This window comes from Mizugakiibacter sediminis (genome assembly GCF_000953855.2).
GTDB lineage: Bacteria > Pseudomonadota > Gammaproteobacteria > Xanthomonadales > Rhodanobacteraceae > Mizugakiibacter > Mizugakiibacter sediminis.
This window is the reverse complement of sequence record NZ_DF970239.1, coordinates 41,972-56,374: the sequence shown is the minus strand read 5'-3', so window position 1 is coordinate 56,374 and position 14,403 is coordinate 41,972. Positions and strand designations below refer to the sequence as shown.

Below are 14,403 nucleotides of genomic sequence, written 5' to 3'. Positions count from 1 at the left end.
GATGGGAGAAGGAAAAGCGACATGCGCGTGCTTGCCCGTCCCCCGTCTCCCATCTCCCGTCTCCCGGCTTTGTCAGTTGCGCAGCGGCTTGCCGGTAGCCAGCGTGTGCACGATGCGCTCCTGCGTCTTCGGCATCTGCGCCAGCTGCACGAAGTGCTTGCGCTCGAGGTCGAGCAGCCAGGCCTCGTCGACCTGCGAGCCGCGTTCGATCTGGCCGCCGCACAGCGTGTCGGCGATGCGCGAGGCGACCTCGTAGTCGTGCGGCGAGACGAAGCGGCCCTCCAGCATGTTGACCAGCATCATCTTCAGGCTGGCCGCGCCGACGTCGCCGGCGACGACGATGTCGCGCGCGGGCAGGGGCGGGCGGTAACCCGATTCCGCCATCGCCGCGGCGACCTGCTTCGCCACGTACAGCAGCTCGTGGCCGTTGAACACGACCACGTCGCTGTCGCGCAGCAGGCCCATCTGCTTCGCCTCCAGCGCCGAGCCGGAAACCTTGGCCATCGCCACCGTCTCGAACCAGCGCTTGATCTGCGGGAACGGGTCGCCGTCCGGCGCCGCCCGCGAGCAGCGCAGCGCGATCTCCTTCAGGCCGCCGCCCGCGGGCAGCAGGCCGACGCCGGCCTCGACCAGGCCGATGTAGCTCTCCAGCGCGGCGACGGTGCGCGCGCTGTGCATCTGGAACTCGCAGCCGCCGCCCAGCGCCATGCCGCGGATCGCGGCCACCACCGGCACCAGCGCGTACTTCAGCTTCATGCTGGTGGCCTGGAAGTTGGCGATCATCGCCTCGAACTCGGCCAGCTTGCCGGCCTGCAGCAGGCCCATCGCGCCCTTCAGGTCGGCGCCGGCGGAGAACGGCTCGCCGGTCTGCCACAGCACCAGCGCCTTGCAGCCGCGCTCGGCCTCCTCGACCGCGCGCTGCAGGCCGTCCAGCACCGCGTCGTTGACCGTGTTCATCTTGGTCTTGAACGAGGTGATGGCGATGTCGTCGCCGAGGTGCCACAGGCGGATGCCGTCGTTCTCCCAGATCGTCGTCCCGGTATCGAACCGCTCGCCCAGCAGCGGATCGGGGAACAGCTGGCGCCGGTACACCGGATGCCGCGAGCGCGCCTCGAGCTTGCCGCTGCGCGGCGCGAACGAGCCGTCCCGGTCGTGCACGCCCTCGCGGCCGTCGGTCACCCAGGCGGGCAGCGGCGCCCGGCTCATCGCCTTGCCGGCGGCGATGTCCTCGGCGATCCAGCCGGCGACCTGCCGCCAGCCCGCGGCCTGCCAGGTCTCGAACGGACCGAGCTTCCAGCCGTAGCCCCAGCGGATCGCGAAGTCGACGTCGCGCGCGGTGTCGGCGATGTCGGCGAGGTGGTAGGCGGTGTAGTGGAACAGGTCGCGGAACACCGCCCACAGGAACTGCGCCTCTCGGTCGGCGGAGGCGCGCAGTTTGGCGAACTTCCCGGCGGGGTCCTTGATCGCCAGGATCGCGGCGACCTCGTCGGAAGCCTTCTGCGCGGACGGCCGGTAGTCGCGCTTGGCGAGATCGAGCACGACGATGTCCTTGCCGGCCTTGCGGTAGAAGCCGGCGCCGCTCTTCTGGCCGAGCGCGCCCTGGTCGATCAGCGCCTGCAGCCACGCCGGCGACTTGAAGTAGCCGTGCCAGGGATCGTCCGGCAGCGTGTCGGCCATGGTCTTGATCACGTGCGCCATGGTGTCGAGGCCGACCACGTCCGCGGTGCGGTAGGTCGCGCTCTTCGGACGGCCGATCGCCGGACCGGTCAGCGCGTCGACGACGTCGAAGCCGAGCCCGAACCGCTCGGTGTGGTGCATCGTCGCCAGGATCGAGAACACGCCGATGCGGTTGCCGATGAAGTTCGGCGTGTCCTTGGCGTAGACCACGCCCTTGCCCAGCGTGGTGGTGAGGAATGCCTCGAGGCCCTCCAGCACCGCGCGGTCGGTCAGCCGGTTGGGGATCAGCTCGACCAGGTGCATGTAGCGCGGCGGGTTGAAGAAGTGCACGCCGCAGAAGCGGTGGCGGATCGCTTCCGGCACCGCCTCGGCCAGCGTGTTGATCGACAGGCCGGAGGTGTTGCTGGCGACGATCGCGTGCGCCGGCAGGTGCGGCGCGATCCTGCGGTAGAGGTCGAGCTTCCAGTCCATGCGCTCGGCGATCGCCTCGATCACCAGGTCGCAGTCCTTCAGCAGGTCGAGATGTTCGTCGTAGTCGGCCGGCACGATCGCGGCGCCGCGCGTTCTCTCGGCCAGCGGCGCGGGCGACAGCTTGGCGAGATTGGCGATCGCCCTTTGCGCGATGCCGTTCTTCGGCCCTTCCTTGGCGGCGAGATCGAACAGCACGGTATCGACGTCGGCGTTGACCAGGTGCGCGGCGATCTGCGCGCCCATCACGCCCGCGCCGAGCACGGCGGCCTTGCGGATGCGGAGAGGTTGGAGGTCCATCGGTGCTCCCGTGGAAACGGAGTGAAACGGGCGTCCCGCGTCGGGGCGGAGGGTCAGGGCGCACGCAGCCCGGCGGCGGCGAAGCGGATCAGGTGCTCGGCGGCGCGCTCGCGGTGGGTCTGCTCGGACACGCCGCTCTTGCGCTTGATCACGCCGAAGTCGGCCATCGCGTAGGTCAGCGCGCCGGAGACGATGTCGAGGCGCCAGTACAGCTCTTCCTTGCCGAGGTGTGGCAGCAGGCGGGCGAAGGCGTTGGCGAATTCCTTCAGCACGTGGCCGTAGTTGTCGGAGAGGAAGCGGCGCAGGCGCGCGTTGTGCTCGGCGTAGGCGCGCGCCAGCACGCGCACGAAGGCGGAACCGCCGTTCTTGTCCAGCGACAGCTCCAGGGCCGGACGGATGAAGGCGGCCAGCACCTGTTCGAGATCGGCCTGGCCGTCGGCATTGGCCGCGGCGAGCGCGGCCAGCCGCCGCGCGTTCAGCTCGTCGAGGCGGCGGCGGAACACCTCCTCGATCAGGTTCTCTTTAGAGCCGAAGTGGTAGTTGACCGCGGCCAGGTTGACGTTGGCGGCGGCGGTGACCTGGCGCAGCGAGGCGCCGGCGAAGCCGTGGCGGGCGAACAGGTCCTCGGCGGCGCCGAGGATGCGTTCCTTGGTGGAAAAATGCTGGGCGAGCATGCGGGCGGGAAGCGGCATCAAACGTTCGTTTGAATCATACGAACGCCCGCCGGCCCGGTCAAACCAGCCCGGCCGCATCCGCCGGGCTGGTCGCGGGCCTTGCACCTGAGCTAGAATTCGTCAAGATATCGTGAGCTAAATCCGCATCCCTGCGGGATTTTGGCCTAGTCTCGCCGGTACGCCGGCGCACACCCTCACGCCTACCACCATCCGGAGCATGACGCATGGCGCTGGAGCGCACGCTTTCCATCATCAAACCCGATGCCGTCGCGAAGAACGCGATCGGCGAGATCTACGCGCGCTTCGAGAAGGCGGGCCTCAGGATCGTCGCCGCGAAGATGAAGCACCTCTCGCGCCGCGAGGCCGAAGGCTTCTACGCCGTGCACCGCGAGCGTCCGTTCTTCAAGCCGCTGGTCGAGTTCATGATCTCCGGGCCGGTGATGATCCAGGTGCTGGAAGGCGAGGGCGCGATCATGAAGAACCGCGACCTGATGGGCGCCACCGATCCGAAGAAGGCGGCGCCGGGAACCATCCGCGCGGATTTCGCTCAGAGCATCGACGCCAACGCGGTGCACGGCTCCGACGGCGCGGACACGGCCAAGGCCGAGATCGCCTATTTCTTCGCCGAAACGGAGCTCTGCCCGCGCGGCTGAGGGAAACGACGTGAGCACGGCGGGCAAGACCAATCTGCTCGACTTCGATCGCCGCGGGCTGCGCGAGTTCTTCGCGCAGCTCGGCGAGAAGCCGTACCGCGCCGACCAGGTGATGAAGTGGATCTACCACCGCCTGGTCGACGACTTCGCGCAGATGACCGACCTCGGCAAGGCGCTGCGCGCCAAGCTCGCCGATGCCTGCTACGTCGGCCCGCCACGCACGCTGTTCGAGAAGGGCTCCGCCGACGGCACGCACAAGTGGCTGCTCGGCATGGACGGCGGCAACGCCATCGAGACCGTGTACATCCCCGAGCCGACCCGCGGCACGCTGTGCGTGTCCTCGCAGGTCGGCTGCGGGCTGAACTGCCAGTTCTGCTCGACCGCGACGCAGGGTTTCAACCGCAACCTGGCCGCGGCCGAGATCATCGGCCAGGTGTGGGTCGCGGCGAAGCATCTCGGCAACGTGCCGCACCAGCAGCGCCGCATCACCAACGTGGTGATGATGGGCATGGGCGAGCCGCTGCTGAACTTCGACAACGTCGTCACCGCGATGAGCGTGATGCGCGACGACCTCGGTTTCGGCCTGGCCAACAAGCGCGTGACGCTGTCCACCGCCGGCCTGGCGCCGATGATCGACAAGCTGTCGGAAGCCGCCGACGTGTCGCTGGCGGTCTCGCTGCACGCGCCCAACGACGAGCTGCGCACGCAGCTCGTGCCGCTCAACAAGCGCTATCCGATCGACGAGCTGCTGGCCGCGTGCGCGCGCTACGTCTCCAAGCGGCCGCGCGCGTCGATCACCTTCGAGTACACGCTGATGAAAGGCGTCAACGACCAGCCCGAGCACGCGCGCCAGCTGGTCAAGCTGATGCGGCGCCTGCCCAGCAAGGTCAACCTGATTCCGTTCAACCCGTTCGCCGGCACGCGCTTCGAACGCTCGCCGCCGGAGGCGATCGCCGCCTTCCAGAAGATCCTGCTGGACAGCGGCGTGCTGGCCACCGTGCGGCGCACCCGCGGCGACGACATCGACGCCGCCTGCGGCCAGCTCAAGGGCCAGGTGCTGGACCGCACGCGCCGGCAGGCCGAATTCCGCAAGCGCATCGAGGAGGGCGCGGCCCATGCGGCTTGAGAAGCTGATCGCCATCGCATTCCTCGCAGCACTGCTGGCCGCCTGCTCGACGCCGGGAGGTTCGCCCCGCTCGAACGCTGCGGACAAGCGCGAGGAAGCGGCGCAGATCCACACCCAGCTCGGCCAGTCCTATCTGGAGCAGGGCGACCTGAAGACCGCGCTGGACAAGCTGACCAAGGCGTTGCAGTTCGACCCGAACTACGCTCCGGCGCACACCGTGATCGCGGTGGTCTACGAGCGCATCGGCCAGAACGAGCGGGCGGAGCAGCATTACCGCAAGGCTGTGGAACTGGAGCCGCAGAAGGGCATCCCCAACAACAACCTCGGCGCCTTCCTCTGCCGCGAGGGCAAGGTCGAGGAGTCGCTGCGCTATTTCCGCAAGGCGATCGCCGACCCGTTCTACGCCACGCCGGACACCGCCTACACCAACGCCGGCACCTGCGAGCTGAAGCTCAACCAGGCCGAGGCGGCGGAGGCGGATTTCCGCAAGGCCGTGCAGGCCAACCCGCAGAACCGCGAGGCGCTTTTCCAGCTCGCCCGCGTGCTCTACGGCAAGCGCGACTTGTTCCATGCCCGTGCCTTCCTGCAGCGTTTCGACAGCCTCAACCAGCCCACCGCAGAATCGCTGCTGCTGGGGCACGACATCGAAACCGGACTGGGCAACGCGGAGGGGGCCCAGGACTACGCGAAGCGGCTGCGCAGCCAGTTCCCGGATTCGGAACAGGCGCGCAGCCTCGATCACGCCGGCAACATGAGATGAGTCACAAACCGGAACAGCACGCGGAACTAGATTCCGCGGAATCGGCGCGCCGCACCGCAACGGCGCAGCCCGGCGCCGCGGCGCCGGTGCGACAGGCGGAATCTCTCGGGGGAGAGGGTGACGACATGCGTTTGGCAGAATACGGGGAAACCGGCGGCCACGGGGGAATCGGCGCGCGCCTGGCGGCCGCACGCGCGGCGCGCGGCCTCAGCCTCGAAGCCTGTGCCGCCGCGCTGAAACTGCCGCTGCGCGTGCTGCGCAAGATCGAGGCCGAGGACTACTCGGGCATCGATTCACGGGTGTACCTCGCCAGCTACCTCGGCAGCTATGCGCGCCTGCTGGACATCCCGCTGGCCGACGTCGAGCGGGCGCTGGACGAGCTGGCGCCCGAGCAGCCGACCCTGGTGGCCACCGGCACCATGCCGCGCGGCCGCTATCTGGTCGAGCGCTATGCGGCGGGCGCCACCTATGCGGTGCTGACGGCCCTGATCGCCGTACCGCTGCTTTGGCTGGGCCTGCGCGGCGGCTTGGACACCAAGCTCACCCATATCGCGCCGCTCGACATGCCCGCCGGCCGCGCGCCGGCGCCCGCCGCGGCGCCGAGGCCCCGGACGGTCGCGCCGCCCGCCACGCCGCCGCGGGCGCCGGCGGCCGCCGACGGCGACAAGCCGCTGATGGCGTCGATCGCTCCGTTCTCGGCGATGGAGACCGCACCGCCGGCCGCGGCGGAGGCGGCGCCCGCGAAACACTCGCTGCGCATCCATCTGGATGCGGAGAGCTGGGTCGAGGTCACACGGGCCGACGGCACGCGCCTCGAATACGGTCTGCTGCCGGCCGGCAGCGACCGCGAGTTCCACAGCGACGAACCGCTCGAAGTGCGCATCGGCAACGCCGACGCGGCCAGCGTCGAGGCCGACGGCAAGCCGCTCGACCTGGCCCCGTACCGTCACGCCAACGTGGCCCACCTGCAACTGTTCAAGACGTCCGCGGCGGCTGCCGCGGACGGCTGAGCGCGAGCACGACGGCGCCGCGGCGCACGACGCGCCGCAGCGCGCCGGTCGTGCCCGCGGTACGGGTTCGACGGTCCTTGGGTTATCCTTGGCGACGGCCCGGCGATTCCAGCCGGGCCGTCGCGCTTTGCGCGGCCCTTACGCATTCCGACCGACGACGCGCCGTCCGGCGCGGATTCCGCGCGGTCCCACAGGTGAGACATGGCATTCGAGGCTTACGACGAGTACGAACAGAGCGAGAAGCTGCGCCAGTGGCTGCGCGAGAACGGGCTGTCCATCGCGGTCGGCATTGTCCTCGGCCTGCTGCTGATCTTCGGCTGGCAGCAGTGGCGCTCGCACCGCGCGCAGCACCGCGCCGAGGCCGCGGCCCGCTACGACGCCCTGCAGATGGCGGCGGACGCGCAGCAGACCGAACAGGCCGACACGCTCACCGACCAGCTGATGAAGGATTACGCCGACACGCCGTACGCGGCGTTCGCCGCCGGCGAGCGCGCGGCGCGCCTGATCGACAAGGGCCAGTTCGACCAAGCGCGCACCGCGCTGGCATGGGCCGAGGCCCATGCCGGCGATGCCGCGCTGAAGTCGCTGTTCACGCTGCGCCTGGCCCGAGTGGACCTTGCCCAGGGCAAGGCCGACGCCGCCCTGGCGCGGCTCGGCACGCTGCCGGCCGGCACCTACGTCGCGCTGGCGCAGGAACTGCGCGGCGACGCGCTGGTCAAGCTTGGGCGCGGCAGCGATGCGCATGCCGCTTATGCGGCCGCGCTGGCCGCACTGCCGGAGGATGCGCCACAGCGCAGCCTGCTGCAGGTCAAACTCGACGACACGACGCCCGCCGGAGGCAGCAAGTGATGAAGCGTGGCATCCTGATTCTCGCCCTGGCCGCGCTGGTCGCCGGCGGCGGTTGCAGTGCGATCAAGCGCGCCAAGCGCGAGAACATCCAGCCGCCGCGCGAGCTCACCGAGATCACGCCGACGATCAAGGTCGAACGGCTGTGGAAGACCAGCGTCGGCGACGGCGCCGGCAAGTCCGGCATCCGCATGCGCCCGGCCTACGCCGCCGGCGTGATCTACGCCGCCGGCACCGACGGGGTGCTGCTCGCCCTCGACGCCAAGTCGGGCAAGACGCTGTGGAAGCACCGCGCCGGCTGGCACCTGTTCGGACGCAAGGGCAAGGCGGACACCGGTTACGCCGGCGGTCCGACGGTGTCCGGCGACCTGCTGGCGGTCGGCACCCTCGACGGCCACGTCTACGCGTTCGGCGCCGCGGACGGCAAGCCGCGCTGGGAGGCCCAGCTGAACTCCGAGGTGATCGCCGCGCCGGCGATCGCCGGCAACCTGGTCCTGGTGCGCACCGAGGACGGCCACGTCACCGCGCTGGATGCCGCCAACGGCGAGCGCAAGTGGGTGTACGACCGCGGCCAGGTGCCGCCGCTCAGCCTGCGCGGCAACGGCGACATGGTCGTGGCCGGCGGCGGCGTGTTCTTCGGCACCGACGACGGCAAGATCGAAGCCCTCCGCATCGAGACGGGCGTGCCGCAGTGGGAGCAGGTCGTGGCCAGCAGCGATGGCCGCACCGAAATCGAACGGCTCAACGATTCCGACGGCATGCTCGTGCTCGACGGCGCCGAGCTGTTCGCCACCGCCTATCACGGCCAGTTGGTCGACCTGCAGGCGCCGACCGGCCGCCCGCTGTGGAACCGCGCCTTCTCCAGCTATACCGGCCCCGACGTCTCCGGCACCACTGTGGTGGCGGTGGACGAGGACAGCAACGTCTGGGCGTTCGACCGCAACACCGGCAGCGACCTGTGGAAGCAGGACGCGCTGCTGCACCGCTGGCTGACCGCGCCGGCGATCCAGCAAGCGCACGTCGTCGTCGGCGACCTGCAGGGCTACGTGCACTGGCTCGACCTCGCCGACGGCAAGATCGCCGCGCGCGAGCGCCTGTCGCGCGACGCCATCCGCGCCCGTCCGCTGGTGGTGGGCGACACGGTGTACGTCGAGGACGTGGAGGGTCACCTCGCCGCGTATCGCGTCGTTGGCCAGTGAGCGGACGGATGCGCCGGCCATGCTGCCCGTCGTCGCCCTGGTCGGTCGTCCCAACGTCGGCAAGTCGACGCTGTTCAACGTCCTGACGCGCTCGCGCGACGCCCTGGTGGCCGACCTGCCCGGGGTGACGCGCGACCGCCATTACGGCGTGTGCCGCAGCGGCGCGCGGCCCTTCGTCGTCGTCGACACCGGCGGCCTGACCGGCGAGGAGCAGGGGCTCGACGCGCTGACCGCGCAGCAGGTGCGGCTGGCGATCGCCGAGTCCAGCGTCGCCGTGCTGGTGGTCGACGCGCGCGACGGCCTGCTGCCGCAGGATCGCGCCATCCTCGACGAGCTTCGCCGCAGCGGCAAGCCGGTGGTGCTGGCGGTCAACAAGATCGACGGCATCGACGAGCACGCCGCGCTGGCCGAGTTCGCCGCCTTCGGCGTCGCCGCCACGCTGCCGTTGGCCGCGGCGCACGCGCGCGGCGTCGACGCGCTGCTCGCCGCCGTGCTGCCGCTGCTGCCCGCCGACGGCGAGCCGTCCGTCGACGAGGAGGATGCCGAGGGCGGCGTGCGCGTGGCCATCGTCGGCCGGCCGAACGTCGGCAAGTCCACCCTGGTCAACCGCCTGCTCGGCGAGGAGCGCGTGGTCGTCTCCGAGGTCGCCGGCACCACGCGCGACCCGATCCGCGTGCCGCTGGAACGCGACGGCCGCCGCTACACGCTGATCGACACCGCCGGCGTGCGCCGCCGCGCGCGCGTCGAGGAGGCCATCGAGAAGTTCAGCGTGATCAAGACGCTGCAGTCGATGGCCGCGGCGCAGGTGGTGGTGCTGATGCTCGACGCGCGCGAGCCCGTCTCCGAGCAGGACCTCACCCTCGCCGGCCACGTGCTGGACGAGGGCAGGGCGCTGGTGATCGCGGTCAACAAATGGGACGGCCTGCCGGCCTACGAACGCGAGCAGTGCCGCAAGGCGCTGGAGCGCAAGCTGGATTTCGTCGGCTGGGCGAAGCAGGTGTTCATCTCCGCCCGGCACGGCTCCGGCCTGAAGGAACTGATGCGCGCCGTCGACCGCGCGCACGCCTCGGCGACGCGCGAGATGACCTCCTCGGAACTGACCCGCGCGCTGGAACAGGCCTACCAGGGCTACCAGCCGCCGCTGGTGCGCGGCCACGCGCCGAAGCTGCGCTACGCGCATCCGGGCGGGCACAATCCGCCGACGATCGTGATCCACGGCACGCGCACCGCGCACATCGCCGACGGCTACCGCCGCTATCTCGAGAATTTCTTCCGCAAGCGCTTCCGCCTCGAGGGCACGCCGATCCGCATCGAGTTCCGCGAGGGCGAGAATCCCTACGCCGGCCGCAAGAACCCGCTGACCGAGCGGCAGAAGCGCAAGCGCCAGCGGCTGGTGCGCTACGTCCGCCGCAAGGGCTGAGCATGCCGCCTTCCGCCGCCCGCCCGCGCCTGCTCGCCGCCGTGCTGGCCGGCGGGGCGGGGCGGCGCATGGGCGGCGCCGACAAGGGCTTGCTGCCGCTGCGAGGGCGGCCGCTGGCGGCATGGGCCGTCGAGGCGCTGCGCGCGCAGGCCGACGCGGTGCTGATCGTGGCCAACCGCCACGCCGAGGCCTACGCCGCGCACGCGCCTGTGCTCGCCGACGAGCTGCCCGGCTACCCGGGTCCGCTGGCCGGCATCGCCGCCGCGCTGCAGGCCGCCGGCGATGCCTGGCTGCTGACCGCGCCGACCGATTGCCCGACGCCGCCGCCCGATCTCGCCGCGCGCCTCCATGCCGCGCTCGTCGCCGGCGGGGCGCCTTGCGCCTACGCCCACGACGGCACCGCGGCGCAGCCGCTGTTCGCGCTGTATCGCCCGGGCCTCGCCGCCGCCGCGCGCGCCGCGCTGGCGGCGCACGCCTCGCCGCTGCGCTGGCACGCCGAACTGGGCGCGATCGCGGTAGATTTCAGCGACCGCGCGGCGTCTTTCGTCAACGTCAACACGCCTGCCGACCTGGACATGCTCGAACGCGAAATGGCCAGCACCGAGTTCCCGCAGCACATCGCCCTGGACGAAGCACGGCAACTCGTGCGCGCCATCGCGGCCGCGCGGCTCCTGCCCGTCGAATGCGTCGCGATCGAGGCGGCGCACGGCCGCGTGCTGGCGGAGGATCTGCGCGCGCCGCACCCGCAGCCGCCGTTCGCCAACACGGCGATGGACGGCTTCGCCCTGCGCGGCGCCGAACTGCCGACCGAAGGCGAGCGCGTTTTCATCCTGACCGGCGAGGTGTTCGCCGGCGCCGGATCGGCGCCCGCCGTCGAGGCCGGCGCCTGCGCGCGCATCACCACCGGCGCGCCGCTGCCGCCGGGCGCGGACACCGTGGTGATCAAGGAGAACGTCCGCATCGAGGGCGACCGCGTGCGGGTGCCCGCCGGCCAGCGCGCCGGCGGCAACGTGCGCCCCGCCGGCGAGGATTTCGCCGCCGGCGACGTCGCGCTGGGCGCGGGCACGCTGTTGCGCGCGCCGCAGATCGCCGTCCTGGCGGCGTTCGGCTGCGACACGCCGGCCGTGCGCCGCGCACCGCGCGTCGCGCTGTTCTCGACCGGCGACGAGCTCGCGCCGCCCGGCGCGCCGCTCGGCTTCGGCCAGATCCGCGACTCCAACCGGCCGATGCTCGCCGCGCTGCTGCGCGAGGCCGGCGCCGAGGTGGTGCAGGGCGCGCACGTCCGCGACGAGCGCGAGACGCTGCGCGAACGCCTCGCCGCCGCCGCGCGCGAGGCCGACCTGATCGTCACCAGCGGCGGCGTCTCCGCCGGCGAGGCCGACCACCTGCCGGGGCTTGTGCGCGAGCTCGGCCGCATCCATTTCTGGAAGGTGCGCATCAAACCCGGCATGCCCGTGCTGTTCGGCGAGATCGGCGGCGCGCTGGTGTTCGCGTTGCCCGGCAATCCGGTGTCGTGCGCGGCGACCTTCCTCGCCCTGGTCCGCCCGCTGCTGGACGCGTTGCGCGGACGCGCCGGCGCCCCGCCGCCGCTGCGCGCGCGACTGGCGGTCGCGGTGCGCAAGCCGCATGCGCGCGCCGAGTGCCTGCGCTGCGCGCTGACCGCCGACGCCGAAGGCGTGCTGTGGGCGCGGCCGCACGGCCAGCAGGGCTCGGCGATGCTGCGCGGGCTGGCCGAGGCCGATGCGCTGGCGGTGATCCCGGAGCAGGCGCACGAACTCGCGGCGGGCAGCGTCATCGAAGTGCTGCCGCTGCCCGGCTGGACGCAATGACATGAACACGCCTCCCACCCGCGATGTCCTGCTGGCCCAGGCCCGAGCGCAGACCGCCGAAGTGACCCCGGTCGAGGCGCTGGCGCTGCAGGCCGCCGGCGCCGTGCTGATCGACGTGCGCGAGGATGCCGAGCGTGCGGCCGGCGTGCCGCGCAACGCCGTGGGTCTGTCGCGCGGCTTCCTCGAACTGCGCATCGAACAGCTGGTGCCGGACCGCGATCACACCATCCTCACCCTGTGCGGCAGCGGCCAGCGCTCGCTGCTCGCCGCCGCCGCGCTGCGCGGCATGGGCTATCGCGACGTGCGCTCGGTCAGCGGCGGCTTCGAGCGCTGGAAGGCGGAAGGGCTGCCGGTCGACGCCGGCGCGCTGGATGGCGACAGCGTGGAGCGCTACGCGCGCCAGCTGCGGCTGCCGGAAGTCGGCGAAGCGGGCCAGGCGCGCCTGGCCGCCGCGCGCGTGGCGCTGATCGGTACCGGCGGCCTGGGCTCGCCGGCGGCGCTGTACCTCGCCGCGGCCGGCGTCGGCACGCTGACGCTGATCGACGACGACCGCGTCGAGCGCTCCAACCTGCACCGCCAGGTGATCCACGCCGACGCGCGGGTCGGCATGGCCAAGACCGAATCGGCGCGCATGACCCTGCAGGCACTCAATCCGCGCGTGCGCATCGAGACGCGCGCGGAGCGCCTGCGCGCAGCCAACGTCGAGGCGCTGCTCTCCGGCCACGATCTGGTGATCGACGGCGCCGACAACTTCCCGACGCGCTACCTGCTGGCCGCCGCCAGCGTGCGCCTGCGCCTGCCGATGGTCTACGGCGCCGTGCAGCGCTTCGAGGGGCAGGTCAGCGTGTTCGATCCGCGTCGCGAGGACTCGCCGTGCTACCGCTGCCTGTTCCCCGAGCCGCCGTCGGCGGCGGAAGCGCCGAACTGCAGCGAAGCGGGCGTGCTGGGCGTGCTGCCCGGCATCGTCGGCCTGCTGCAGGCCAGCGAGGCGCTGAAGCTGATCCTCGGCAGCGGCGAGCCGCTGGTCGGCCGCCTGCTCGCCTTCGACGCGCTGGCCGCGCGCTTCCGCGAGCTGCGCCTGCCGCGCGACGCCGATTGCCCGGGCTGCGGCGCGCGCGCCGCGTTCTCCGGTTACGAGGACATCGCGCAGATCTGCGCCGCCGCCGGCTGAAGCGCGCCGCCCGTCAGGGGTGGCGCTTCTGCGCCGCCTCGAACGCGGCGACCTGTTCCGGCGTCGCCTCCTTCTGGAACAACGCGCGCCACTCGGCGTAAGGCATGCCGTAGACGCGTTCGCGCGCCTCGTCCTTGCCGATCTCGACGCCGCGCTCCGCCGCCGCCTCGCGGTACCAGTCGGCCAGACAGTTGCGGCAGAAACCGGCCAGCGTCATCAGTTCGATGTTCTGCACGTCGCTGCGCTTGCGCAGGTGTTCGAGCAGACGCCGGAACGCGGCGGCCTCGAGTTCGGTGGTGATGTCGCTCATGCCATGCCTCCCGGCGCCGCTGCCGGAGGTTTGTGCGGCGCCACATGAACGAGGATAATGCGCGCTTCCCGCATGTCCACGCCATGAGCGCACGCATCCTCGACGGTAAACGGGTCGCCGAAGAAGTCCTGGAACGCGTGCGCCGGCGCGTCGCCGAGCGTGTCGCCGGCGGCCGCGAGGCGCCCGGCCTGGCCGTGGTCCTGGTGGGCGACGATGCGGCTTCCGCCGTCTATGTCAGGAACAAGCGACGCGCCTGCAAGCAGGTCGGCTTCCGCTCGTTCGCCTACGACCTGCCGGCGAGCACCTCGCAGGCGGAGCTATACGCGCTGATCGACCGGCTGAACGCCGATCCGGCGGTGCACGGCATCCTGGTGCAGTCGCCGCTGCCTTCGCACATCGACGAGAACGCGCTGGTCGATCGCATCGACCCGCGCAAGGACGTCGACGGCTTCCACGCCGAGAACGTCGGCCGCCTGGCGCTGCGCCAGCTCGGCCTGCGCCCGTGCACGCCGAAGGGCGTGATGACCCTGCTTGGCCACACCGACCGGCCGGTGCGCGGCCAGCACGCGGTGGTGGTGGGCGTGTCCAATCACGTCGGCCGCCCGCTGGCGCTGGAGCTGCTGATCGCCGGCTGCACCACCACCTGCTGCCACAAGTTCACGCAGAACCTCGAGCAGTACGTGTGCCAGGGCGACATCGTCATCGTCGCGGTCGGCAAGCCCGGGCTGGTCAAGGGCGAATGGATCAAGCCGGGCGCGGTGGTGATCGACGTCGGCATCAACCGCCTGGAGGACGGCCGCCTGGTCGGCGACGTCGAGTTCGACGCGGCCGCCGAGCGCGCGTCCTGGATCACGCCGGTGCCCGGCGGCGTCGGGCCGATGACGGTGGCCACGCTGATGGAGAACACGCTGGAAGCCGCGCAGGCCGCCGAGCGCGGCTGAGCGCGGTCTGCGCGCCCCG

13 protein-coding genes are annotated in these 14,403 nt (G+C 71.5%); 10 read left to right on the top strand and 3 right to left on the bottom strand.

Annotation, left to right across the window (positions count from 1 at the left end; translation table 11 throughout):
- Positions 1-72: 72 nt before the first annotated feature.
- Positions 73-2,445 (bottom strand): 3-hydroxyacyl-CoA dehydrogenase/enoyl-CoA hydratase family protein, encoded by a 2,373-nt coding sequence (locus MBSD_RS11950; RefSeq protein ID WP_062537531.1) that lies wholly within the window; start codon positions 2,443-2,445, stop codon positions 73-75.
- A 53-nt stretch (positions 2,446-2,498) separates the two neighbouring features.
- Positions 2,499-3,137, bottom strand: a complete 639-nt coding sequence (locus MBSD_RS11945; RefSeq protein WP_062537530.1) for a TetR/AcrR family transcriptional regulator — start codon at positions 3,135-3,137, stop codon at positions 2,499-2,501.
- A 206-nt stretch (positions 3,138-3,343) separates the two neighbouring features.
- Here MBSD_RS11945 and ndk point away from each other — a divergent pair, with 206 nt between their 5' ends.
- The 9 genes from ndk to moeB all read left to right on the top strand — a co-directional run bounded on the left by ndk (position 3,344) and on the right by moeB (position 13,133).
- Positions 3,344-3,772, top strand: a complete 429-nt coding sequence (gene ndk / locus MBSD_RS11940; protein WP_062537529.1) for a nucleoside-diphosphate kinase — start codon at positions 3,344-3,346, stop codon at positions 3,770-3,772.
- A 10-nt stretch (positions 3,773-3,782) separates the two neighbouring features.
- Positions 3,783-4,898, top strand: coding sequence for a dual-specificity RNA methyltransferase RlmN (gene rlmN, locus MBSD_RS11935; RefSeq protein ID WP_062537528.1), 1,116 nt, complete (start codon positions 3,783-3,785; stop codon positions 4,896-4,898).
- Positions 4,888-5,658 carry a type IV pilus biogenesis/stability protein PilW gene (pilW, locus tag MBSD_RS11930; protein ID WP_062537527.1) on the top strand — a complete coding sequence of 257 codons (771 nt, stop codon included), beginning with the start codon at positions 4,888-4,890 and terminating at the stop codon, positions 5,656-5,658. The genes rlmN and pilW overlap by 11 nt, the downstream gene beginning before the upstream one ends.
- Before the next feature lie 125 nt (positions 5,659-5,783).
- Positions 5,784-6,668 carry a helix-turn-helix domain-containing protein gene (locus tag MBSD_RS11925; protein WP_082306645.1) on the top strand — a complete coding sequence of 295 codons (885 nt, stop codon included), beginning with the start codon at positions 5,784-5,786 and terminating at the stop codon, positions 6,666-6,668.
- Positions 6,669-6,869: 201 nt separating this feature from the next.
- Complete coding sequence (locus MBSD_RS11920; protein WP_062537526.1) at positions 6,870-7,517, top strand: YfgM family protein; 648 nt, start codon at positions 6,870-6,872, stop codon at positions 7,515-7,517.
- A complete protein-coding gene (bamB, locus tag MBSD_RS11915; RefSeq protein WP_187300673.1) occupies positions 7,517-8,713 on the top strand; it encodes an outer membrane protein assembly factor BamB in 1,197 nt (398 codons plus the stop codon). The genes MBSD_RS11920 and bamB overlap by 1 nt, the downstream gene beginning before the upstream one ends.
- 19 nt (positions 8,714-8,732) lie before the next feature.
- Positions 8,733-10,133, top strand: a complete 1,401-nt coding sequence (der, locus tag MBSD_RS11910; protein ID WP_062537524.1) for a ribosome biogenesis GTPase Der — start codon at positions 8,733-8,735, stop codon at positions 10,131-10,133.
- Positions 10,134-10,135: 2 nt separating this feature from the next.
- Positions 10,136-11,962 (top strand): molybdenum cofactor guanylyltransferase MobA, encoded by a 1,827-nt coding sequence (gene mobA / locus MBSD_RS11905; RefSeq protein ID WP_082306644.1) that lies wholly within the window; start codon positions 10,136-10,138, stop codon positions 11,960-11,962.
- A 1-nt stretch (position 11,963) separates the two neighbouring features.
- Positions 11,964-13,133, top strand: a complete 1,170-nt coding sequence (moeB, locus tag MBSD_RS11900; protein WP_062537523.1) for a molybdopterin-synthase adenylyltransferase MoeB — start codon at positions 11,964-11,966, stop codon at positions 13,131-13,133.
- A gap of 13 nt (positions 13,134-13,146) precedes the next feature.
- Here moeB and MBSD_RS11895 read toward each other — a convergent pair whose 3' ends face one another.
- Positions 13,147-13,443 carry a DUF1244 domain-containing protein gene (locus MBSD_RS11895; RefSeq protein WP_062537522.1) on the bottom strand — a complete coding sequence of 99 codons (297 nt, stop codon included), beginning with the start codon at positions 13,441-13,443 and terminating at the stop codon, positions 13,147-13,149.
- Between the two features lie 83 nt (positions 13,444-13,526).
- Between MBSD_RS11895 and folD the strand changes: the two genes are divergently transcribed.
- Positions 13,527-14,384, top strand: coding sequence for a bifunctional methylenetetrahydrofolate dehydrogenase/methenyltetrahydrofolate cyclohydrolase FolD (gene folD, locus MBSD_RS11890; RefSeq protein WP_062537521.1), 858 nt, complete (start codon positions 13,527-13,529; stop codon positions 14,382-14,384).
- Positions 14,385-14,403: the final 19 nt, after the last annotated feature.

Coding starts and splice junctions, on each gene's coding strand:
- MBSD_RS11950 (WP_062537531.1), bottom strand. CDS start 2,445: ATGGACCTCCAACCTCTCCGCATCCGCAAGGCCGCCGTGCTCGGCGCG.
- MBSD_RS11945 (WP_062537530.1), bottom strand. CDS start 3,137: ATGCCGCTTCCCGCCCGCATGCTCGCCCAGCATTTTTCCACCAAGGAA.
- ndk (WP_062537529.1), top strand. CDS start 3,344: ATGGCGCTGGAGCGCACGCTTTCCATCATCAAACCCGATGCCGTCGCG.
- pilW (WP_062537527.1), top strand. CDS start 4,888: ATGCGGCTTGAGAAGCTGATCGCCATCGCATTCCTCGCAGCACTGCTG.
- MBSD_RS11925 (WP_082306645.1), top strand. CDS start 5,784: ATGCGTTTGGCAGAATACGGGGAAACCGGCGGCCACGGGGGAATCGGC.
- MBSD_RS11920 (WP_062537526.1), top strand. CDS start 6,870: ATGGCATTCGAGGCTTACGACGAGTACGAACAGAGCGAGAAGCTGCGC.
- bamB (WP_187300673.1), top strand. CDS start 7,517: ATGAAGCGTGGCATCCTGATTCTCGCCCTGGCCGCGCTGGTCGCCGGC.
- der (WP_062537524.1), top strand. CDS start 8,733: ATGCTGCCCGTCGTCGCCCTGGTCGGTCGTCCCAACGTCGGCAAGTCG.
- mobA (WP_082306644.1), top strand. CDS start 10,136: ATGCCGCCTTCCGCCGCCCGCCCGCGCCTGCTCGCCGCCGTGCTGGCC.
- moeB (WP_062537523.1), top strand. CDS start 11,964: ATGAACACGCCTCCCACCCGCGATGTCCTGCTGGCCCAGGCCCGAGCG.
- MBSD_RS11895 (WP_062537522.1), bottom strand. CDS start 13,443: ATGAGCGACATCACCACCGAACTCGAGGCCGCCGCGTTCCGGCGTCTG.
- folD (WP_062537521.1), top strand. CDS start 13,527: ATGAGCGCACGCATCCTCGACGGTAAACGGGTCGCCGAAGAAGTCCTG.